The sequence below is a fragment of the Chitinivorax sp. B genome, from assembly GCF_005503445.1.
Classification (GTDB): Bacteria; Pseudomonadota; Gammaproteobacteria; order Burkholderiales; family SCOH01; genus Chitinivorax.
Genome location: NZ_SCOH01000043.1, coordinates 1 through 21011 on the forward strand (window position 1 = coordinate 1; position 21011 = coordinate 21011).

Genomic DNA, 21011 nt, shown 5'->3' on the forward strand with positions numbered 1-21011 from the left:
TGTATTTTTTTGTTAAAGATCATTCAGTTGCGCAGTCAAAACATCTATTCGTTTCGCCGCGTCGCTGCGAGAGAGGCCGAACTATACTCACCCTCTTCATACTCGTCAACACCAAATTTCAACCACCATCAAAAAAGTTCAAACGCGGCTGACGATGGCTACCAGCTTCGACTCATATCTGACAGTCATACCCAATTGATTTAAATAACAAACATAATCAAAATTGAATAGGTTGGGCTTGCACAACAACAGAGAAATATTTTTTGAGGGCGCTTCATAAAAAAACAGGTTATTGGCCTCTCATAGTTAAAGAAGACTCACTGTCATGTGTTGTTGCTACCCTTTCCAGGTGAACGGGAACTTCACCTGTTCCCAAAAACCATCTGGCACATAGTCACCCAATACGCCGTAATCACTAGGCCATTCACGATCGGATTTCACTGCGGTGCCAAACAAGTAATCCAGAAAGGCAAAATGCGCTGCATAGTTGCGATCCAGCGCTTCCTTATCTTGCGAATGATGCCAGTGGTGAAAATTGGGTGTAACAATCACATAACGTAGCGGGCCAAGGCGCACACTGACATTGGCGTGGTTGAACACTGCCTGAAAACCGACGATGACAATGTAGGCATCAATCACCTCTTTGGAAAAACCCAACACGAAGATAGGTGCCAGCACCAATGTTCGGGTCATCAATAGCTCCAGGATGTGTTGGCGCGAGCCAGCCAGCCAATCCATGCTTTTCACGCTATGGTGAACAGCATGCAAGCGCCACAATACTGGAACCTCGTGATAAGCACGATGTGTCCAGTATTGCACCAGATCAGCGACCAGAATGATCAGGAACAATTCCACCACAAATGGTAGATCCTTGACCCACTCCTGTACGCCATCCTTTACCGCCCAACCCAAACCTTTATGAACGATCAGATTCGTCGCCAATAGAATAAAACCGACAACTATGTGGTTGACCAGAAAATGCTTGAAGTCGGTCTGCCACTCTGGTCGAAAGACCGGTTGTCCCTTACGTAAAGGGAATAGCTTCTCAATAAAGATAAAAATCAGGCTGGAACCAAGCAAGTCCAAAATAAACCAGTCCAGACCTATATAAGGTGTATGGTCTGGAAAATCATTCACTGGCACCTTATGCCCACCCAGCAAGGCTGCCAGCACCACCAAAGCAAACGCCCATGCGGAGAGCCAGCGGACTCGGCCTAGCACGATATTACTGATGGAAATCCCGCCTGCAATCACCATTACCCAGAAAAGCACCTGGCGAAGTGTGGTGACGTCGTAGGTGCGACGTAGTTCAGGCGTGGTCAGATAGGCCGGGAAGTGAAAAGCCAGCACACCGAGGAAACATAGAATGCCCAGAGTCAGCGCAATGACACCCGATACCACACCACGACCACGAGGCATATGGCCGTGCGATTCGGATAGCCTCTTCATGTTATCCAGCATGTGTGTCTCCTTGATCTGCAATATATATGTATGGACTATGCCAAATGCACGCTGAGTTGAACATACGGACAATCCAATGCGACACTGATTGTTTCATCTGCCCATAGAAAGCCAGTATGCGTCCATACCGTTATCACTTGGTCAATGTCTTTGCAGAACAACGTTTCGCCGGCAACCAGTTGGCTGTCTTTGAAGACGGCACTGGGCTGGATGATGCTACCCTTCTTGCAATTGCTCAACAGCTCAATCTGTCGGAAACCACGTTTCTATACCCAGCAGATGGCGCCACAGCAGGTGTTCGCATCTTCACGCCGTCTGGCGAATTACCCTTCGCTGGCCATCCTACGTTAGGCACAGCCCATATTGTGCGCAGGCTGTGTTCAGGTGGAGACCATATCAGGCTATCCATGCCCGCAGGTGTCATTCCCGTATGGGCCACTGGTGATGTGTGGACCTTGCAAGCAAACACCCCAAGCTGGCGGCCCTTACAAGCGACCGCCACGCAACTGGCAAATACCTTTTGCTTGAACGAGGCCGATTTCGATTCAACACCTTTATTTGTCAATACTGGTGTTGAACAGACTATCATTCCTCTCACCAGTCAGGGCGCTGTCTTCCGTGCCAAGCCCAACTATGCATTGATGCAAGACCATACCAGCAATCAAGTTGGGTGGACCAATGCGCTACTCTGGCACCGTGATGTAGACCATGTCACAGCCCGTTTCTTTTTCGATGTTCAAGGCATGGCACGTGAAGACCCCGGTACCGGCTCAGCCTGCGCCAATCTTGGTGGCTGGTTACGGGCCAACGGCATCACTGGCCCACTCAAACTGACTGTCGAACAAGGTCACAAAGTAGATCGCTTGAATCATTTATACCTTACGTTGGATGAACGCGGCGGAATTCATGTGGGTGGTCGGGTTATCTACGTTGGTGATGGCACGCTTTACGTCTGAGTCGGTTTCATTACGGGGTAGGTGGATTGGCACACTCCCACAAACTCCGCCAAACACGGATAATCGTTCCCATTCCTCTGATTCAGATAACAGTACATCACCTTGACCACCACCCTCTACTGGCACGACTACGAAACCTTTGGCCGCGATCCCCGCCGCGACCGTGCTGCGCAGTTTGCGGGCATCCGCACTGATGAAGACCTTAATATCATTAGTGATCCGATGATGTTGTATTGCAAACCGGCAGACGACTTTTTACCCGATCCCGAATCCTGCCTGATTACTGGTATTACGCCGCAACACGCTACCAAACACGGTATCATTGAAGCAGAGTTCATTGCACGTATTCACGATGAGCTAGCAGCGCCCGGCACATGTGGTGTTGGCTACAATACCTTGCGCTTTGACGACGAATTCACCCGCAATCTGCTTTACCGTAACTTTTACGACCCTTACGCCCGCGAATGGCAACATGGGTGTTCGCGCTGGGATATTCTCGACATGTTGCGGCTGACCTGGGCCTTGCGGCCCGATGGCATTCAATGGCCTATACATGAGGATGGCAAACCAAGCTTCAAGCTGGAACATCTGGCTCAAGCCAATGGCTTGGCACATGAGGCTGCACACGATGCGCTGTCGGATGTACTTGCAACGATAGCAATGGCACGCTTGGTCAAACAGCAGCAGCCACGTCTATATGATTATGTGTACAAACTGCGAGACAAGCGAAAAGTCGGAGACTTAATCGATCTACAGGAAAGACGGCCATTGTTACACGTGTCCGGCATGTACGCTACCGACTACGGCTGCCTGGCGTTGGTAGCACCCATTGCCATACACCCTACCAATAAAAATGAAGTAATAGTGTTCGATTTAAGGGCCGATCCAACACCTTTATTCGAGCTGGATGTTGATGACATTCGTAAGCGTCTGTTTACCAAAGCAGACGAACTGCCGGCAGGCACCGCCCGTCTGCCCCTGAAAACCATCCACCTCAACAAATGCCCCGTAGTAGCCGCAGCTAAATTGCTGGAGCCCTCGCTGGCCGAACACTGGCAGATCGACCGTGACCAGTGTGAACAACACTGGCGGATGTTACGGCAATGGGATTTGTCGGAAAAACTTGCCACCGTGTTTAACCGCCCGGAGCATGAACCCATCAACGACCCAGATCGGATGATCTACAGCGGCTTTTTTGGTGCAAAGGACAAATCGTTGATTTCCCGTGTGCGTACCAGCAGTCCCACCGAACTAGCCCGGCACCGCTTCGATTTTGAGGATAAGCGCCTACCCGAAATGCTGTTCCGCTATCGGGCTCGTAACTTCCGCGATACCTTGTCGAGCAGTGAGGCCGAGCAATGGGCTGAATACCGCGAATGGCGGTTGACCGATCCTGCAGGGGGCGCCAGTCTGACCATTGACGATTACCTTGCAAAGATTGAGTTGTTACAGGCCAATGATCAGCTGAATGACAAGCAACACCAAGTATTGGAAGCACTGATGGAATACGCCGATACCCTTATGGGGTAATTAGCCCACGGATTGGCACACAGTCTGGCATGGATTCACCATGCCAGACCGGGTCCGCCTCGAATGCTTCAACCAGAAAATCAGCCAGGGCGCGTATACGTGCAGTCTTGGCCAGATCACGATGCATCACCATCCACATATCGCGTAAATTGACGAACGTATCGCGGCACACCACGCGTAATTCTGGATTCAACGTCGCCACATAGTCTGGCAAAAATGCAATGCCACCGCGATTCGAAACAAACTGCATAGCAGTCATGGCATGGTTGGTACGCATCGTGCAACGGAAATTGGCCGGCAAGTTCCGCTGCATCCACTCGATTTCCCGCGTTGACATGACATCCTGAAATCCCACCATATCGTGGTGCACCAAATCCTCCACTGTACATGGTTCACCATACTTGGCCAGATAGTCTGGATGTGCATAAAACCTGTTTGCCACCACACCCAATCTCTTAACGACCAGATTGGACTCCGTGGGACGGAATAGTCTCAGCGCAATATCAGCCTCTCCTGCACTCAAATCCGCTACTGCGGAACTGCCCTGCAGCCAGATTTCGAGCTCAGGGTGACGACAATGAAAGTCCGCCAGACGCCGGGCTAGCCAGCCATTCGCCAGGGCCGGTGCTGCCGATAGCTTTACAATTCCCTGTACACATTCCCCTTGGCTTGCGGCTACACGTACCGCTGACTCAGCACCTTCAGCCATCAAACGGACATGGGGTACCAACTTGTCTGCGAGTTCGGTTGGCCGCAACCCTCTGGCATGCCGCTGGAACAGCTTGGCTCCCAATTTTTGTTCCAGAGCATCAATACGCCGACCGACTGTCGGTTGATTCAAACCCAATGTCTCCGCAGCTTTGGTAAAGCTACCCGCCTCCATGACTGCCAACAACATACGCCAATCATCCCAGTCATTCATTTTTGCATGCCTTGTCTACCGTTACGGACGTTCTCATGCATTCTGCGTGGGTGATATCGTTTGGGCAAGTTGGATATCCCTCCACCACCTCCCAGACGTGGGATTTAGCAAAAGCCGGAGCCAAGCGAGCGCGCAGCTTGCCTCTGCAACCTAACTGATTGCGGAGCTACTCATGAACTTGAATTGGTTTAAGCACTTGTTTTGCCTGCGCCAACTGGGGCCACGTCATTCAAAAAAACTCACCCAACCGGCATACCATCCGATGCTTCGATCAGCCCAATCAATGGATAATGATTGGGACCGTTATCGATTAGGGCGGTTTTGACATAGCTACTGACGATCAGCCTCGACGACTGATGGCTGACCGTTGACGCAAGCGGCCAGTCAACTTCAGCCCACTCCAGAGATTCAGGGCCATTAACGTCAGCTGCACCAAGCCAACGATCAGCTCAGTGCCTTGTACGGCGTAAAACACACGATCAAATTGACCAACAGTCGCTTTATGATTAAGGAACAACGCAGCAGGAACCATGATCAACATACCATTGAATCCAATGATCGACATACGTTGTTGCTTCTTCTCCAGCAACTTGCCTTTACGTATGGCGGCCAAACTAAATCCTGACCCGCCCGTGAACACCATGGCAGTAGCCAGTATGGCTAGGCCATACACGACAATCGCGTGCTTCACTGCAATCACCGCCGCATGATCCAGAAACAGTTCTGATATCAGGGTAGCCAGCAAAAATGCTGTGACCGTCAACATGGCAACCATTCCAGCTATGGCGTGAACAACGGGCTTCATGCTGTTTGACCTGCCAGTGGCAATACAACGTGTTCAAGCTGAGCGTGCAAGCCATTCAAGACTCGTAATGCAGTTTGAAGATCTGGCAACACCGCATCCTTGACCAACAATTCAGCCCAAGCAACATGCTTTACCATCGCCTGATCAAATGCCAATTGCCCCTGTGACGTCAGTTCATACAGTGGTGATCGTTCATGCCTGGGGTTGGTGATACTACGCAACAGTCCATCATCCACTGCCCGGTTCAGTTGCTTTTGCGCACCTTGCCGGGTAATACCCATGGCGACCGCAATCTGTGGTGCTGTTTGCGGCTGCTCGGCCATTGCAATTGCCCCTAGCACCTGCCAACGGGCACTGGTCAATTGCAATGGCGCCACCAACTGGTCACCTTTTTCCAGCAATAACGCATTCAGTCGAAAAATGGCCAACATGATGTCAGTGACCACATCAATTTCAGTTTGGTGACCCGAGCGGTTGATTAGCGCATTCATTTGATAAGTCCCAATATCAATATTGACAACTAGTTTCCACAAATGGAAACTAGTTGTCAATAAGCATCTACATTTTAGACTTAAGCGAATTGACGACCACTAAAACAGCTGACCGTACTCATACCATGTAAAACAAGATAGACATTGGCTAACAGTTGAGCCGCCATTGCTCGGCTCAACCGGTCACAGGTACCATGCCAAAACAGCAGCCAAAGTAATGGATTTCATGGCTAACCGTTCACAACAATAACCATGTGATGGGTCATCAACAGCAGATGAACCGTCGTTCGAAGGATCGATCAATTATGAAGCAGGTTGTGCGTTCACTGATGCTGGCATGGACCAGTCTTCTTATCAGCCCGGCTTTTGCCGAAGGTTATTCTGGCCTGGGCACTGAAAGTCTGGCCAAAGAAACCATCGAACAGTTTCGGCCAAAGCCATTGGATACCTCGCTGACAGGCCGCATCCAGAACATGCTTGATATCTCCAGTCCGGGTGCCGGCATGCTAACTGCAGACGGTAAACAATTATTTTTCACTTGGCGGGTAACGGGGATTTCTCAAGTGTGGCGACTGGATGGCCCACAGCGCTTCCCTGTCCAGATGACTGGTGGTGAGGATGCCACGCGTTTGGCTGGCATCACGCCGGATAATCGCTTTCTGCTGATTTCACGCGACCGCAAAGGCGAAGAAAACCCTGGCTTGTATCTACAACCAACCGATGGAGGAAGCCTGATTGAGATTCAACATAAACCCAAGGTGCAAACCCGCCTGCAATTTGTGTCAGATGACAGTCAATATGTCTATTACAGTGCCAATGATCAGCGCCAGGACAGTTATGCGTTGTATCGTTATGAAATCCACACTGGCAAGAAGACACTGATCTTTAACCAACCAGGGCTATGGAATATTGCGGATCATCAGGCCGATGGTCGACTGTTGCTAGAGAAAAATCTTTCCAACGTCATTACCGAATACTATGAGTTTCAACCTACCACTCAGCAACTCACTCCATTATTGGGGCAAGATGAAAAAGCTGAATACAATGCGGCCTATAGCGCCCACCCTGGCGAACTGATTGTACAGACATCGAAATTAGGCGATTTCCGTCGCCTGTATCGCTGGCAAGGTGGCAAATTCACCCCGCTCTCGCCAGAGATCAAATGGGATGTCAGCCATTTCTCCATTGACCCAGCACGTCGCCATATTGTCTTTTCGATCAACGAAGGCGGCTATACTCGAACCGCGGCATTAGATGCCACAACCTATGCACCAATCAAGCTGCCGACCTTCAAAGACGCAGACCACATTGTCATCAACAGCCATACACGTGACGGGCGTTTCAGCGTGTTGGCCATCGAAACCGCCACTGCACCACTCGTCAGCTACATTTACGAATGGAAGACCGGTAAGCTGACACAATGGCAGCAGTCGATGACCCCAGAAATCGATACCCGACGTTTTGCCAAAGCCACCCTGGAAAGCTACCCAGCTCGCGATGGCACACCGATTCCCATGTTTGTACGTCGTCCAGCCCAGTGCGATCCTGCACCCTGCCCTGTCGTTGTCCACTTTCATGGTGGGCCGGAAGGACAATCTGATGCAGGTTTTTCAGCCTATGCCCAACTATTTGTCGACGCCGGTTTTATCTTTGTTGAACCCAACATACGTGGTTCTGATGGCTATGGTAAAACTTGGCTGGGTATGGATGACGGTCCGAAACGACTTGATGTTGTCTCCGATATTGAAGATGCAGCCCGTTATATCCGCACCAATTGGGGTAAGAATGGTAGAACACCCAAAATCGGTATTGCCGGTGGCAGCTATGGCGGTTATGCCACACTGGCAGGTATGACCCTGTTTGCTGGTGCCTACGATGCAGGTGTCTCAACAGTAGGTATCTCCAATTTGATGACATTCCTGCAGAACACTGCACCATACCGCCGTCAGCTACGAATTGCTGAATATGGCAACCCGGAGACAGACCGTGATGCACTCGTCAAATTGTCACCCATCAACCATATCGACAAATTGGCAGCACCGTTGATGATCATTCAGGGTGTTACCGACCCGCGCGTACCCGTTGGTGAAGCAATACAGATGTATGAGGCTGCCAAGAAGCGTCAGGTCCCCGCCGAATTGATGCTATTTGCTGACGAGGGACATGGAACACAGAAGCGTGAGAATCGTGTCTTCAATATCGGCCATACTCTTCGGTTCTTCGAAACCCATTTGAAGCACAATCCTTGATTGATAAAGGCCGGCATAAAATCGGCCTTTTTATTCTATTTGTCTGTATAGGTCTCCCTGCCTCATTTACCAAGTCAACAAGTGTTCGACCCACTTCATCCAGACAAATAGGAAACATAAATAAATGTTTACCAGCAAATACTTAGCAATTAACATAACTGGATTTCCCTATTCAGTATTGCTAAGGTCCCCAGTGAATAAGTTTGTCAAGATTGTAGTCACTATCATTGTGATAATCGGCGTTTCCAAGTTGGTACAGAAAGTAATGTTGAACAAGTACGACCCGAAAGTGGTTATGACTCAGCTTGCTACCGAGATCAATGCCACGTTGCCCAGACAGGTCGATCCTGTGGTTACCCTGACTAAAGTCGAATTCAACGGTAAGCTTTGGCAAGCCAATTACACGGTTGCCAAAGGTAATGTGATCGATTTATTGAAGAAAGACGAAATTGAGGCACAGGCAATTCAACAAATCTGCGCAGGCGAGATGAAACGTGTCCTGAAGGAAAACATCACGATTGAGTACGTGATTCATTACACGGATTTACAAGATACAGCGCAAAAGCAGTACATCACGATTCCACCGAATAGCTGTCCAAGTACATAACAGCAAACTAATCAATGTAAACCTGGCCAAGATCCCAGCCAGGTTTATCACATCACTACAGTTACTCAGCGCTTACTTAGATCTACCAAGCCTTGCAAATGGCCACGGAATCCATGTTTGATCTGTGTGTAGGTACGGCGATCTTTCTTTGCCAGTTTGCCCGCCATTTCCAATGTTTGTGGTAACAGAACATCCGCAGCCACGGCCAAATCAACAACACCACGTTTAGCCGCTTCTTCTCCACCGATCGGGCGGCCGGTCAGCACCAATTCCAAACGAGTTTGTTCATTTGGTAACAGTTTGACGATCTCTGTCATTACTGGGCTCAACCCCAGTTTCAGATCAATCTCCGGAAAGCACAGAAATCCCCGGTCAGCACGCATGGTACGAAAGTCAAACGCTGAAGCAATCAATGCACCGCCTGCATAGGCATGGCCATTCAAACAAGCGACAGTGGGCAGGTTGATCAAAGCCAGGCGCAACAACAATTGATCCAGGCGCGGGACGAAATGGCCGAACAAATATTCCATTCCCTTGGATTGGATATATTCTAGATCGATACCATTACTGAAGAATTTTGGATCATCACTGGTCAACACCAGCGCAGCATTGCCACTTTCCGCTTCGATTTGATCCAATACTGCATTGTATTCATCAAGTACTTCATCAGTGAAGGTATTCGCACGAGCACCATTGATCTGCGTGAGCAGATAGAGGTCGTCCTGCTTGTCGAGCTTGAGTGTAGCCATGAGGAACTCCGGGTTGATGAACTTGGCCATCATGCCTGTTTGCCAAAATTCAATCAAGCGACCGTTTGAAAGTGAGGCGCTTACAGTATATTGCTCGCCCAAATGAGGAATGGGCGTGATTCACCCATCTACCGGAGCGACTGCCCGCGTTAGGGTCACAATATCCGCAGACTTGACATGCTTTAACTGCTTGTGCAACAACTTGTAGGTATCAATATCAAAACGTGGCTTGGGCGGTTCAGCCAGTAAAGTTTGCAGCGCAGCTTCGTCACTAACTGTACCCAGATAACACCAGTGATCTATTACATGTAGGTCTTGACGAGAGCCCATTGCGTCTTGCTCACGAATGGCAATACAACCGCCATAGGGCCACGCTTGCACCCGAGCCTTACTCAATGCGGTCAACACACGAATATTGTGCATACTAGGTGCTTCCCGCCCCACACAGGCCCCGCGACACCGCTTTAATTGATAGGCAAAGCAAGGCTTGGTGACACTACGGTTTGCGCTTTCCAAACCCATACGGATCAAACAGAGTTGGTTGACATCTGCAATCTTGCGCAGTGTGTTCTGAGCCTCTCGTTGCGAATGGTAAAGGCCGTAAAGATTCTCTTGCCATCCAAAATCGAGATCCTGCGCATATACCAGTTTAGGTTGCAAAAAGCCATCATCCGTTTCTTGCAACTGCCATGCACACATCTCTCCATTACGGCGAAGACGCTGATTCAACGTAGGCTGCAGATCTTTGATCAGTCTTGCCTCAGTCAACAGCGCCCCCAGTTCACCCGCCGTTTCGAACCATTCAATACGACGTACTTGCTGTGAAATCTGCATCTCTTTACCGTTTTGAGCATCGGCAGCAAAATGCTGTAGCACCCGCTTGCGAATGTTGGTGCTTTTGCCAACATAAATCGGTAGTTGGTTCTCACCAAACATCAGGTAAACACCGCACGTCTCTGGCAGGTCTTCCACTACTTCGCGATCCAGGAAAGGTGGAAGTGTAGGCTGCTTAGTCAGTTCCGCTACCGCTTCCTTCAAGGCGTCAGGCTGTTCCCGCTCCAACTTGCGCACAAACAACCACAACGCCCTGGCATCGGCCAAGGCACGGTGACGTTCATCCACCGGCAGCGCGTGGCGAGCAATGATGCTGTCCAGATTGTGTTTGTATTCGCGAGGATACAGCCGACGTGACAGTTTGACCGTACACAGTACCTCGGAACGGAAAGACAGATTCAGACGCTTGAATTCATTTTTTAGGAAGCCATAGTCAAATCGGGCGTTATGGGCCACAAACAGCTTGCCAGTCAAACGCTGTGCTAGGTCCGGTGCAACTTCGGCGAACGTAGGTGCACTTTGTACCATGTCATTGCTGATACCTGTCAGTCTCTCGATAAATGGCGGGATAGCCATCTGCGGATTGATCAGGGTACTCCATTCAGACACACCTTCCGGCCCCATTTCCACCACGCCAATTTCGGTGATACGGTCCGTGGTGGTCGAGCCCCCGGTGGTTTCCAGGTCTACAAATACAATGGTTTGGTCAAACATGGTGTCCGTCTGCATCAATTCAGCGGCCTGATGATACCTTACCCAATCGCAACTGGGAGGTGCTGAAACATTTGCAAGTCGATTTCTGCCAAGGAGTTGATCACATTTGCAACACCGGGCACGGTATGTAGTCTCGCGTGTTCCTGTGTAGGCCCCAAGGCCACGATATGGCCAATCCCGGCGGCACGGGCGCTCTCGATACCTGAGACAGAATCCTCTACTACCATGCAATGGGCAGGCCGGGTCTGTAAACGTTGCGCCGCACGCAAATACAAATCAGGTGCTGGTTTACCACGCACCGTACCATCGTCGTAAATCAGGAACTCCGGGGCAAACCACTGTTGCAAACGATATTGCTGCTCGTAAAACATCATATTTCCCAGACCAGAGCTGGTAGCAATGGCGTAAGGAATGGTGGATTCACGTAAAACATTCAGTAACGGAACTGCGCCGGGGGACAGATGATTTGCAACAGCATCATATGGACACTGCTCGCGATAGATAGCCTCTTTGGCTTCACCCAGCAACAACGCTTCGTCAGCAGTTACATCGCGTGACAGTACATATTCCAATACAGTTCGATTGGTGCGGCCATGGATGTACTGGATGATCTCATCCTGCGTTAACGGGCTACCCCGCAAACGGCGCGCAAATTCACACCAAGCTTGTTCATGAAGGTGGCTGTCCCAGACGAGGACGCCATTGAAGTCAAAGATGATTGCAGCAGGCAAGTTCAATGGGCTTCCTTACTGCAATCATTGATATTACATCGCATCAGTGCAGTCAACTCTGCTGATCACGCAGATGGCTCAGATGATCAGCCATTTCGCGTTTGTAGTGAATAAAATCCATTTCGGGTAATGGTGCCCCTAGACGAACGGCAATTACAGAAAGTTGGCCACGATGATGAGCCATACTGGTCATCATATGGGTCAAGACATCCGGTACCCAACTGGTGTTTTCATGGTTGGCTGTTGTGTGGTAAGTCACGCTGTTCTCGTAGAAAGGATCCTGTTGCAATTCCAGCCAATGTTGAAAAGCACGGGTTTCATGACGTAATGCATGTTTGACGCTTCGCCAGTCACCATGCAACTTTACTGTTTGGGCATGAGGTGGTGTTACACCCTGCATTCTTGCCCACCAGTTCAACCACGCGACCAACATGTGGTTAGCTGTGCCTAGCACTGATTCGTAGTACAGACCTCCCACTTGCCCCAACGCACCTTCATCCAGCTGGTCCACGGCAACAAACAACTGATCATTGGCCCAGTGCTGGTAGTCAGTCTGGTACAGGAAATGCTTTTTCCAGGTAATCATGTCGACCCTTCTCCCGAGAGTATGCCCCGTTCAGCCGTGCAGATAACTACCCCCTTCGATTACACCTGCTCAGCCAGTTTATCTTCAATCAGCTTATGCAACTCTGTCATATTGGGTTCGCCAATGAAGCGCTGCACAATATTGCCGCGTTTGTCGATCAGATAGGTTGTTGGCGTTACCATCACCCCTCCATAAGCCTGCGCAGCCTTGCCTTCCACATCCAATGTCACCGGGAATGGCAATTGATTCTTTTCAGCATAGTTCAGAACATAATTTGGCGGGTCGTAACTCATGGCTACCGCAACGGTTTCATAGCCTTTATCCCGGTACTTTTGATAAGTGGCGACCAACTGGGGCATTTCCTTGACACATGTCCCGCAACTGGTTGCCCAGAAATTGACCAGCGTGACTTTGCCCTTAGGTGCCAATGCTACTGGCTGTCCTTTGATTGAGGTCATCGATACATTCGGCGCGCTCTCGGCAGCCCCAAACGGGGAACATGCAGCAAGGCCAGCTGTCACGACCAAAGCAATTGAAGTACGAAGCAAACGGATTGACATGCGCAAGTTCCAGCAAGTGACGAGTGTTGAAAGGTTGGATGACAGGTATTTTCCGGAGTTCCATGATACTTGTCACTCGTCGTCTTGGTGTCATTGTCATGGACTTCATAAACTCTGCTATGCTCCGCTCCAGACCTTGCGTTGTGCATGGATGCCAGCGCTGACCTTCAGGAGAAAACCATGAAACTGATTGCGACCGTATTTGCTGGTCTGATGTCCACAATGACTGCAGCACATGCTGAAGATGCGCCAAACAAGCAGCAAAACAAAATGGCTCAATGCAATAAAGAGGCTGAAGGCAAAAAAGGTGACGAACGCAAGAAGTTCATGAGCGACTGCCTAAAGAACAAGAAAAAGGCCCAACAAGAAAAAATGGCCTCATGTAACAAAGAAGCAGAGGGTAAAAAAGGGGATGAGCGGAAGAAATTCATGAGTGAATGCCTGAAAAAAGATGGTTGATCAGACGACCCCTCAATGGCAAGCCGGCAAAAACCTCGCCGGCTGGTGTATAACCTGTCAGCAGACCTTGGCCGCGGCCACATCAACCTGCACTGTCTCTACCCCATCGGTCAACCACACCTGACCTTCCTGGATGGTACACTGCAACTGCATCGTCCGTTGAGCCAGTTTGGCCAGCTCCACTGCCGTAACATACGGCAAGTTATAGACTGTCAGACTTTCCAGCCTGTTGACCTTGTTTTTGATCTGTTCCCACCAGATATCAGCACTGTTACCACTATAGGCGAACACAACCGTCTTTTCGGCGCGGCTACAGGCTTTACGTAACCGCTTTTCATCAGGCTGCCCCAGCTCAATCCACAATGCCATATCACCCGTCAACTCCATCAAGCAGATATCAGGAGTTTCGTCGTCACAAAGACCTTTGCCAAAATCCAACCGTTCGTGGGCATATAGCGCATATGCCAGCAAACGCACCATCATCCGTTCATCGTTTTCTGAAGGATGGCGTGCAAGCGTTACGTTATGGTCTTGATAATAATGCCGATCCATATCGGCAATCTGCAATTGCGCTTTGAAAATGGTTGCTTTCAGCGCCATCGATTTAACCTCGCTCAGAAAAACGCATACCCACTTGCGCCCGCGCATACCAAGCTACCAGCTCGCCTGCTTGTGCCGAATCCATATGCGGAGACCATGCGGCCTGATCAAACTCGGGCAACGGTTGATAGGGCCCATGTTTCACTTCAAATATTACGCCACCACTGTCCAGTGATAGAACTGCATGCCACTGCCCCGCCGGTGTTTCAACAACTGCCGCATCTTCACCCAACACGCGACGATCCGTTACTACACCATCCTCATCAAAGTGCAGCACCAGGAATCGTCCCACCAATGGATATAACAATTCCCAGGTGTGTGGGTGACGATGTGGCCTGACATAAGTGTCGGGCTCCATCGCGATTGCCAACCTTTGGATTGGATCGCCCAACTCCAGATGAAGGTTGAGATTGGCTCGGCGACGCAACGATCGCTGAGCCTGTCCGACCAATTCACCCAACTGTGCGGGAGAAATATGTTTCATGCCAACATGATCCAGAAAATAACATGAGTGCCCAAAACAAAAAGCCCGGATTGCTCCGGGCTTTTTGATCTAACCGTGTAATATTACACTGGTTGGATGTTCGAGGCTTGCTTGCCTTTCGGACCATTGGTGATCTCGAAGCTGACCTTTTGGTTTTCGGTCAGCGTCTTGAAACCATTGGACTGAATTTGCGAGAAGTGCGCGAACAGATCGTCGCCACCATCGTCAGGCTTGATAAAACCAAAACCTTTGGAGTCATTGAACCACTTAACGGTACCAGTTGCCATGTGTGTTTCCCTATTAATCAATGGGTAGTATAAAGATGGGCAAAGCCCTAATGTGCATGAGAATCAAGGGGAACGGCAAACTGTGGTGCGGTCTTCAACCACTACAACGGCTAACAAATTCTGCTTGAAATTCCTGCTGACAACATTGTGCGCGAAAACTCCTGATTTAGGAAGCGTTTTCTTGCAAAAAGATCATTAACCATGTTTACACAAGCGACCTGATTATTATCTTGGCCGTTCGATTTTGGCCAAAAACTGGTCGAGCTGCCTTGCAAATGCTTGTCGATCTGCTTGACCGAATGCAGCTGGGCCGCCTGTTTCCACACCGCTGGAACGGAGCGTGTCCATGAAGTTGCGCATGTCCAACGCTTCGCGAATGTTTTCCTTAGTGTAGAACTCGCCACGCGGATTCAAAGCAAAAGCATGTCGATCAACGACAGCGGCGGCTAGTGGAATATCAGCCGTGACTACCAGATCTCCCGATGCCACTTGATCAGCAATATGGTTATCCGCCACGTCGAAACCCTTGGGCACCTGGACCGATCGAATATAGGGCGAGGTCGGTACTCGTAAAAACTGATTGGCCACCAGAATCAATTCAAGTTGAATACGCTCCGCTGCTCGATACAGGATCTCTTTGATTACCATCGGGCACGCGTCAGCGTCCACCCAGATTCGCATGCTCATACTGTTCACTCCTACTCGTATACGGGCACAATGTCTGCAAAAACAAACTCGTCACGTTCCACCACAATGCCAACCTGAACCGAAATCGGGTAATTGAAGAACGGGCCATCAACCACTATGGTGTGAAATTCACCCCGTTCACCACATGGGTCAGCCTCCGGTGGCAACTGTTCGATGGCCTGTCGGTTCCACTCACATCCAGCCAGTCCGGATGGTGCCTGACGAGGATCGACACAACAAACATAGGCTTTCACACCAGCGGCTAGCATTTGGTCTGCCAAAACGTCTGTTGGTATCCCCCACAATGGGAATACCGGCTCGATACCTATATGACACAAGCTTTCTTCACGATAGCGTCGTACATCTTCTAGAAACAGGTCACCAAAAGCCATACATTCGATTCCCTGCATTTTCACCTTGTCGACAAATTCCCACATAGCGTTTGCATAATCGGCATCACTACAGGGATGGGGTATACGAATGACGTGCACTGGCAAACCGGCAGCGGCAGCTTGTTGCTGCAACAGTGACATTTGTGTCGCATGCATGGCAACACGGTTAAAAACTGCATTGACCGTGGTAAACAGCCCAACTACCTCATATTCGGACTGTTGACGCAGTACATGTAAGGCCCATGCACTGTCTTTACCGCTGCTCCAGCTTAATAAGGTCTTTTTTCGCATCTGCCGCTTACACCAGTCAAGGCAAACCTTGGCATCAGGCCCAGCCAGCGTAACGTCCCCCATGTCGAGTAGCAAAGCCCCGCATAGCTACTTCTGCCGCGGTCATTGGGGGCGAGTGTGGTGCCATTTGCAACGTAACAATGGCAATCCACCCATAGCGGTCATCATCACCATCGTATTCGCTGATCTCGACCTGGTACTCAAGTTCGGCACAGTCATCAGCAAATGCTTCAGCCTCGTCAGGCTCAGCAAACAGAAAGGTAAAGTCGATATAACGAATAGGTTCAGTCATGGCTTTGGCATCAATGAAAACAACGTAGCCGGATTATAGTTCAGCAGGTGGTTGCAACCCTGCAGCAAAGATGTCACTCGGTTTTGATAGAACGCTGTGCTTTTTGTTCATTTTGATCTGCAGTCCTCAATCACGGAGCTCTTCCATGAACCGCAAATGCGCATTGATCCCCATCGCATGTCTAGTGAGCCTACCCTACGTGGCACAAGCTGAATTACCCAACCCCGCCCGATACCTAGCTACCCTCAGTTTCGACGGCAAAGATTACTTTGACTCAGGCGAAAAAAATTTTCCACATGCCTTTCGTTTCACCTCCTATGACGGCAACGTGGAACACAACAAAGAAAACGAGGTCAATTTCAAGATAGGTGACACCATCACCGGAACAGGCTCTACGGGTCAACCCAACCGCGGGCCAAATGACCAGCGACCTGCCGTGTATTTCCATGTATCACGTGCTGGCAAATACGAGGTTTACCAATACTGGTTGTATTACGCTGACAATGACTGGATCAACAATCATGAGCATGATTGGGAAATGTACTTTGTCTATCTGAAAGATGGTAAGCCGAGCCATTTGCTGGTTGGCAGCCACTATGGGAACACATTCCATAAATGGGAAGACATTGCCAAAGATGACAGCCATCCCATCATGGGTGTGGACGGCGGCTCGCATGCCATGAAGCTGGCAAATGAAGACGGGGTGAAGATTCGCTATGATGGCCAGATCACTAAAAACAACGGACGGCTGGATGCAGGGCATGGCACAACCCACTCTTGGATGATCTATAGCAATGACCCTGCCATTGGCGTGACCCATTATGCACAGACGCCAAATACATTCTATTACGGTGACCCCGCTTGGCAATCGGGTAACAGCGAATACAGCGACCCACGGCCAGCACCATGGATTCGACCCGAATGGTCCAACCCACCTCAGCCTTAGCTGATCAGCCAAGGTTCAGGTGAATGCGGGATACTGTCAAAGTCGATTACGGTAAAAGGGCCCGGGTGACAGCCCATCCCCACCCGCCAGATCAAGAAAGGAGTCATAGATGACCAAGCCACTTTTTGCCTTGCTGTTGTGCACATTTGCACTGACTGCATGTAGCAAGCCCGACAACCATGTTGAAGCTGCCAAGGAATCAGCAGGGCAAGCCTGGGAATCAACTAAAGATGCGGCTGGGCATGCTGGATCAGCAGCCAAATCCATCGGCGAAGCGGCCAGGGAAACAGCCAAGGAGGCCACTGCCGAGGGTAAGGAGGTATTGAAGGAAGCGGGTGAGAAGGCCAAGGATGCAGCTACCGAAGCCAAAGCCAAGGCTCGCGAGGCCGCCAGGATCGCTGCCGACAAAACCAAGGAGGCCGCACAGGAAACCAAGCAATCGATTGATAAAGCAGTCGATCAAGCCAAGGACGCTGTCAGCAAATAAGCGCCGCCCCCTGTCCGCGAGCACAGCACCCTTGCCCCAATTGGTGCAAGGGTGCTGTATTTTTGTTGGTGCAGCCTCGCTTCTGACGGTAATTCAAGCAGATATCGGATAGATGATGCGATAATCACAGCTTATTCTCCGATTCGAAAAAGCAATATGAGCATTCAATGGTTCCCAGGCCACATGGCCTCTGCCCGCAAACAAGCGGCCAAGACCATGGCCCTGGTCGATGTGGTGGTCGAGGTGGTCGATGCGCGCATTCCGGCAGCAAGCAGCAACCCGATGATCCACGAACTACGTCGCGAGCGGCAACGGCCATGCCTGAAAGTACTGAACAAGACCGATATCGCCGACCCGACAGTAACAGCCCAATGGCTAACGCACTTCCAGCAGGAAAAAGGTGTCACAGCGGTGGCGCTGTCCTGCAACAAACAAAGCGATGTCGCCAGAATTCCCGCGCTGGCACAAAAGCTGGCACCCCATCGGGACGACAACATCAAGCCGCTTCGCTTAATGATCATGGGTATTCCCAATGTCGGCAAATCCACCCTGATGAATGCCATGGTCAAGCGTAAAGTGGCCCAGGTTGGTGACCAGCCCGCTGTCACCAAAAGTGAACAACGCATCGACATCAGCCCGCGCCTGACTGTTTACGATACCCCAGGCCTGTTATGGCCAAAAATCAAATATCCGCTGGACGGTTTCATGCTGGCTGCCTGTCATGCTGTTGGCACCAATGCAGTCATGGAAGAGGAAGTTGCTGCTGCCTTGGGTGACATGCTGCTGGCCCGCTACCCTGCCACGCTGGAAAAGCGTTACGGACTGGATGCCAGCAATATGGACGGCGTGGCAATCGTGGAGGCAGTCGGTAAACGCCGTGGTTGCCGCAAAAAAGGGGGGGAGCTGGATCTGGAAAAAGCAGCCTTGATCTTGCTGACCGATTTCCGTAGTGGCATTCTGGGCCGCATCAGCCTGGAAACCCCCGATACCCGCCAAGCCATGATGGACGCGCAGGTGGAAGTACCTGCGACCGATACAGCAGACGAAAATATCGATGATCAAGCGTAAGCATCACCGGTAGTGACAATCAGCATGACCAATCAGGCTGCAGCAATCGCAACAGCCTGATCTCACTTTCAATAACCTGCGGCTTGCCCATCCTTACGCGATTCCGATGCCCCTACCCAGGCGCCATTGTCCAGCCGGCGTATTGCCTGATAGCCACCGTAGGCACCATGTTGACCGCCAAGTCGATGGCCCCGTTCCTGCAACGTACGTAACGTAGCCTGTGGAAAACCACTTTCCAGATAAACCGTACCACCATCCGTCATATCGCCGCCGGTCGGTTCCATCGCCGATTCCCAATAGATACGTGGTGCATCGCCGGCTTCTTGCAGGTTCATGCCAAAATCGATCAAGTTGATCACGATTTGTGAGTGCCCCTGCGGCTGCATCGCGCCACCCATCACGCCAAAACTGGCCCATGACTTGCCATCATGCGTGATAAAAGCCGGAATGATGGTATGAAATGGTCGTTTCCCCGGGGCATAGACATTGGCGTGCCCTGGTGTCATGCTGAACATTTGACCGCGATCTTGCAGGATGAAGCCCAGCCCATCCGGTGCCATACCAGACCCCATGCCGCGATAATTGCTCTGAATCAGCGACACCATATTGCCTTCGGCATCCGCGGTCGTCAGATATACGGTATCCCCCTGATTCAAGGCCAGATTGCTGGGCGGTACGACCGCCATGGCGCGTTCAGGCTTGATCAGCCTGCGCCGCTTGGTGGCATAGCCCTTGTCGATCAATTGCTCGACTGGCACCTTGCTGAAAACTGGGTCTGCGTAATAGCGGGCGCGGTCGGCAAAGGCCAGCTTGGTGGCCTCAACCAGCCAGTGTACATGATCGGCACTGCCGAAGCCCGCCTGCTTCAAATCAAAACCTTCGAGAATATTCAGTATCTGCAGTGCGGCGATACCTTGTGTGTTCGGCGGCAGCTCCCATACATCAAAGCCACGGTAATTGGTCGACACGGGTGTCACCCATTCGCTGTGGTGCTGTGCCAGATCAACCTCGCTGATGAAGCCGCCATTGCGCTGCAGATAATCGGCAATCGTCTTGGCCACGGCACCACGATAGAAAGCTTCGCGCCCACCTTGAGCCAGCTTTTCGTAGGTCGCGGCCAGATTGGGATTAGTCCACAACTCGCCCTTACTGGGCGGCCGGCCATCGCGGGTGAATTGTTCACGAATACCTGGATAGTGGATCAGCGACTGCACATTGCGTTGCCAGTGGTAGGCAATCACATCGCTGACTGGAAAGCCTTGCCGGGCATAGTGAATGGCTGGTGCCAGAATGTCGTTCATTGGCATGCGACCAAAACGTTGATGGAGCTCAAACCAGCCATCGACGGCCCCCGGTACCGACACCGGCAAAGGACCGGTGGGAGGGATCTCCGTCAAATGCTGTTTCGCCAACTCTGCTTTCAACCGATCCAGCGTCAACCCTTGTGGTGCACGGCCACTGGCATTCAATCCATGCAATTTGCCACTTTTTGCATCCCACACGATTGCGAACAAATCACCACCAATGCCACAACCGGTCGGTTCCATTAAACCCAGTGCAGCATTGGCGGCAATGGCAGCATCCACAGCATGACCACCTCGTCGCAGTACATCCAGTGCGATCTGTGTAGCCAAAGGCTGGCTAGTGGCAGCCATGGCCCTGGGCGCAATGATTTCGGAACGGGTGGCAAATAGTGCATCGGTCAGGCGATCAGCCGCATACGCCGGTGAATAGATCCAACATAGCGACAGAGCGAGCGGTAACAAAGAAAAACGCATCGGATATCTCCATAGGCAAACTTGGCAGCAATATGCTACCGGGAA

Annotated in this window: 24 protein-coding genes; 8 read left to right on the forward strand and 16 right to left on the reverse strand. The window is 50.9% G+C overall.

Going from position 1 to position 21011, the window contains the following annotated elements; all coding sequences use genetic code 11:
• Window positions 1-336 precede the first annotated feature (336 nt).
• On the reverse strand, window positions 337-1461 hold the full coding sequence (locus FFS57_RS20200) for a sterol desaturase family protein (RefSeq protein WP_137939636.1): 1125 nt from the start codon (window positions 1459-1461) through the stop codon (window positions 337-339).
• A gap of 116 nt (window positions 1462-1577) precedes the next feature.
• Here FFS57_RS20200 and FFS57_RS20205 point away from each other — a divergent pair, with 116 nt between their 5' ends.
• Both FFS57_RS20205 and sbcB read left to right on the forward strand, forming a co-directional pair.
• Complete coding sequence (locus FFS57_RS20205; RefSeq protein ID WP_137939637.1) at window positions 1578-2417, forward strand: PhzF family phenazine biosynthesis protein; 840 nt, start codon at window positions 1578-1580, stop codon at window positions 2415-2417.
• 102 nt (window positions 2418-2519) lie between these two features.
• Window positions 2520-3947: an exodeoxyribonuclease I gene (sbcB, locus tag FFS57_RS20210; protein WP_137939638.1), complete on the forward strand. Its 1428-nt coding sequence runs from the start codon at window positions 2520-2522 to the stop codon at window positions 3945-3947.
• On the opposite strand, the gene FFS57_RS20215 is transcribed toward sbcB, so the two are convergent.
• The 3 genes from FFS57_RS20215 to FFS57_RS20225 form a co-directional block, all read right to left on the reverse strand.
• The gene (locus FFS57_RS20215; RefSeq protein WP_137939639.1) at window positions 3937-4869 is read right to left on the reverse strand and encodes a LysR family transcriptional regulator; all 933 of its coding nucleotides are present in this window, start codon (window positions 4867-4869) and stop codon (window positions 3937-3939) included. The two genes, sbcB and FFS57_RS20215, sit on opposite strands and share 11 nt — an antisense overlap.
• Window positions 4870-5209: 340 nt before the next feature.
• The gene (locus tag FFS57_RS20220; RefSeq protein ID WP_137939640.1) at window positions 5210-5674 is read right to left on the reverse strand and encodes a hypothetical protein; all 465 of its coding nucleotides are present in this window, start codon (window positions 5672-5674) and stop codon (window positions 5210-5212) included.
• Window positions 5671-6165, reverse strand: coding sequence for a MarR family winged helix-turn-helix transcriptional regulator (locus FFS57_RS20225; RefSeq protein ID WP_137939641.1), 495 nt, complete (start codon window positions 6163-6165; stop codon window positions 5671-5673). The genes FFS57_RS20220 and FFS57_RS20225 overlap by 4 nt, the downstream gene beginning before the upstream one ends.
• Before the next feature lie 305 nt (window positions 6166-6470).
• Between FFS57_RS20225 and FFS57_RS20230 the strand changes: the two genes are divergently transcribed.
• A complete protein-coding gene (locus FFS57_RS20230; protein ID WP_137939642.1) occupies window positions 6471-8414 on the forward strand; it encodes a S9 family peptidase in 1944 nt (647 codons plus the stop codon).
• Window positions 8415-8538: 124 nt separating this feature from the next.
• Window positions 8539-9021 (forward strand): hypothetical protein, encoded by a 483-nt coding sequence (locus FFS57_RS20235; protein ID WP_137939643.1) that lies wholly within the window; start codon window positions 8539-8541, stop codon window positions 9019-9021.
• Window positions 9022-9086: 65 nt separating this feature from the next.
• Here FFS57_RS20235 and FFS57_RS20240 read toward each other — a convergent pair whose 3' ends face one another.
• From FFS57_RS20240 to FFS57_RS20260, 5 genes are all read right to left on the reverse strand, one after another.
• Window positions 9087-9770, reverse strand: a complete 684-nt coding sequence (locus FFS57_RS20240; RefSeq protein ID WP_171014096.1) for an enoyl-CoA hydratase/isomerase family protein — start codon at window positions 9768-9770, stop codon at window positions 9087-9089.
• Window positions 9771-9890: 120 nt separating this feature from the next.
• Window positions 9891-11318 (reverse strand): 3'-5' exonuclease family protein, encoded by a 1428-nt coding sequence (locus tag FFS57_RS20245; protein WP_137939645.1) that lies wholly within the window; start codon window positions 11316-11318, stop codon window positions 9891-9893.
• A 38-nt stretch (window positions 11319-11356) separates the two neighbouring features.
• Entirely contained in the window at window positions 11357-12049 is a 693-nt protein-coding gene (locus FFS57_RS20250; protein WP_171014097.1) for an HAD family hydrolase, read from the reverse strand.
• A gap of 52 nt (window positions 12050-12101) precedes the next feature.
• Window positions 12102-12635 (reverse strand): DinB family protein, encoded by a 534-nt coding sequence (locus FFS57_RS20255; protein WP_137939647.1) that lies wholly within the window; start codon window positions 12633-12635, stop codon window positions 12102-12104.
• Between the two features lie 59 nt (window positions 12636-12694).
• Entirely contained in the window at window positions 12695-13195 is a 501-nt protein-coding gene (locus FFS57_RS20260) for a peroxiredoxin family protein (protein ID WP_137939648.1), read from the reverse strand.
• Between the two features lie 213 nt (window positions 13196-13408).
• On the opposite strand from FFS57_RS20260, the gene FFS57_RS20265 reads away from it, so the two are divergent.
• The gene (locus FFS57_RS20265; RefSeq protein ID WP_502705932.1) at window positions 13409-13654 is read left to right on the forward strand and encodes a PsiF family protein; all 246 of its coding nucleotides are present in this window, start codon (window positions 13409-13411) and stop codon (window positions 13652-13654) included.
• Between the two features lie 57 nt (window positions 13655-13711).
• Here the strand turns inward: FFS57_RS20265 and FFS57_RS20270 are convergent, their stop codons facing one another.
• The 6 genes from FFS57_RS20270 to FFS57_RS20295 form a co-directional block, all read right to left on the reverse strand.
• A complete protein-coding gene (locus FFS57_RS20270; RefSeq protein WP_137939650.1) occupies window positions 13712-14254 on the reverse strand; it encodes a YaeQ family protein in 543 nt (180 codons plus the stop codon).
• A 4-nt stretch (window positions 14255-14258) separates the two neighbouring features.
• Complete coding sequence (locus FFS57_RS20275; RefSeq protein WP_137939651.1) at window positions 14259-14738, reverse strand: WbuC family cupin fold metalloprotein; 480 nt, start codon at window positions 14736-14738, stop codon at window positions 14259-14261.
• An 83-nt stretch (window positions 14739-14821) separates the two neighbouring features.
• Window positions 14822-15025, reverse strand: a complete 204-nt coding sequence (locus tag FFS57_RS20280; RefSeq protein ID WP_137939652.1) for a cold-shock protein — start codon at window positions 15023-15025, stop codon at window positions 14822-14824.
• Window positions 15026-15250: 225 nt separating this feature from the next.
• Entirely contained in the window at window positions 15251-15706 is a 456-nt protein-coding gene (locus tag FFS57_RS20285) for a YaiI/YqxD family protein (protein WP_137939671.1), read from the reverse strand.
• Between the two features lie 17 nt (window positions 15707-15723).
• On the reverse strand, window positions 15724-16395 hold the full coding sequence (locus tag FFS57_RS20290; RefSeq protein WP_137939653.1) for a Dph6-related ATP pyrophosphatase: 672 nt from the start codon (window positions 16393-16395) through the stop codon (window positions 15724-15726).
• Between the two features lie 34 nt (window positions 16396-16429).
• Entirely contained in the window at window positions 16430-16687 is a 258-nt protein-coding gene (locus tag FFS57_RS20295; protein WP_137939654.1) for a ribonuclease E inhibitor RraB, read from the reverse strand.
• 145 nt (window positions 16688-16832) lie between these two features.
• Here FFS57_RS20295 and FFS57_RS20300 point away from each other — a divergent pair, with 145 nt between their 5' ends.
• The 3 genes from FFS57_RS20300 to ylqF all read left to right on the forward strand — a co-directional run bounded on the left by FFS57_RS20300 (window position 16833) and on the right by ylqF (window position 19188).
• Window positions 16833-17633 carry a hypothetical protein gene (locus FFS57_RS20300; protein ID WP_137939655.1) on the forward strand — a complete coding sequence of 267 codons (801 nt, stop codon included), beginning with the start codon at window positions 16833-16835 and terminating at the stop codon, window positions 17631-17633.
• 109 nt (window positions 17634-17742) lie between these two features.
• Window positions 17743-18120, forward strand: a complete 378-nt coding sequence (locus FFS57_RS20305) for a hypothetical protein (RefSeq protein ID WP_137939656.1) — start codon at window positions 17743-17745, stop codon at window positions 18118-18120.
• Window positions 18121-18276: 156 nt separating this feature from the next.
• Entirely contained in the window at window positions 18277-19188 is a 912-nt protein-coding gene (ylqF, locus tag FFS57_RS20310) for a ribosome biogenesis GTPase YlqF (RefSeq protein WP_137939657.1), read from the forward strand.
• A gap of 68 nt (window positions 19189-19256) precedes the next feature.
• Here the strand turns inward: ylqF and ggt are convergent, their stop codons facing one another.
• Entirely contained in the window at window positions 19257-20966 is a 1710-nt protein-coding gene (gene ggt, locus FFS57_RS20315) for a gamma-glutamyltransferase (RefSeq protein ID WP_137939658.1), read from the reverse strand.
• Window positions 20967-21011 lie beyond the last annotated feature (45 nt).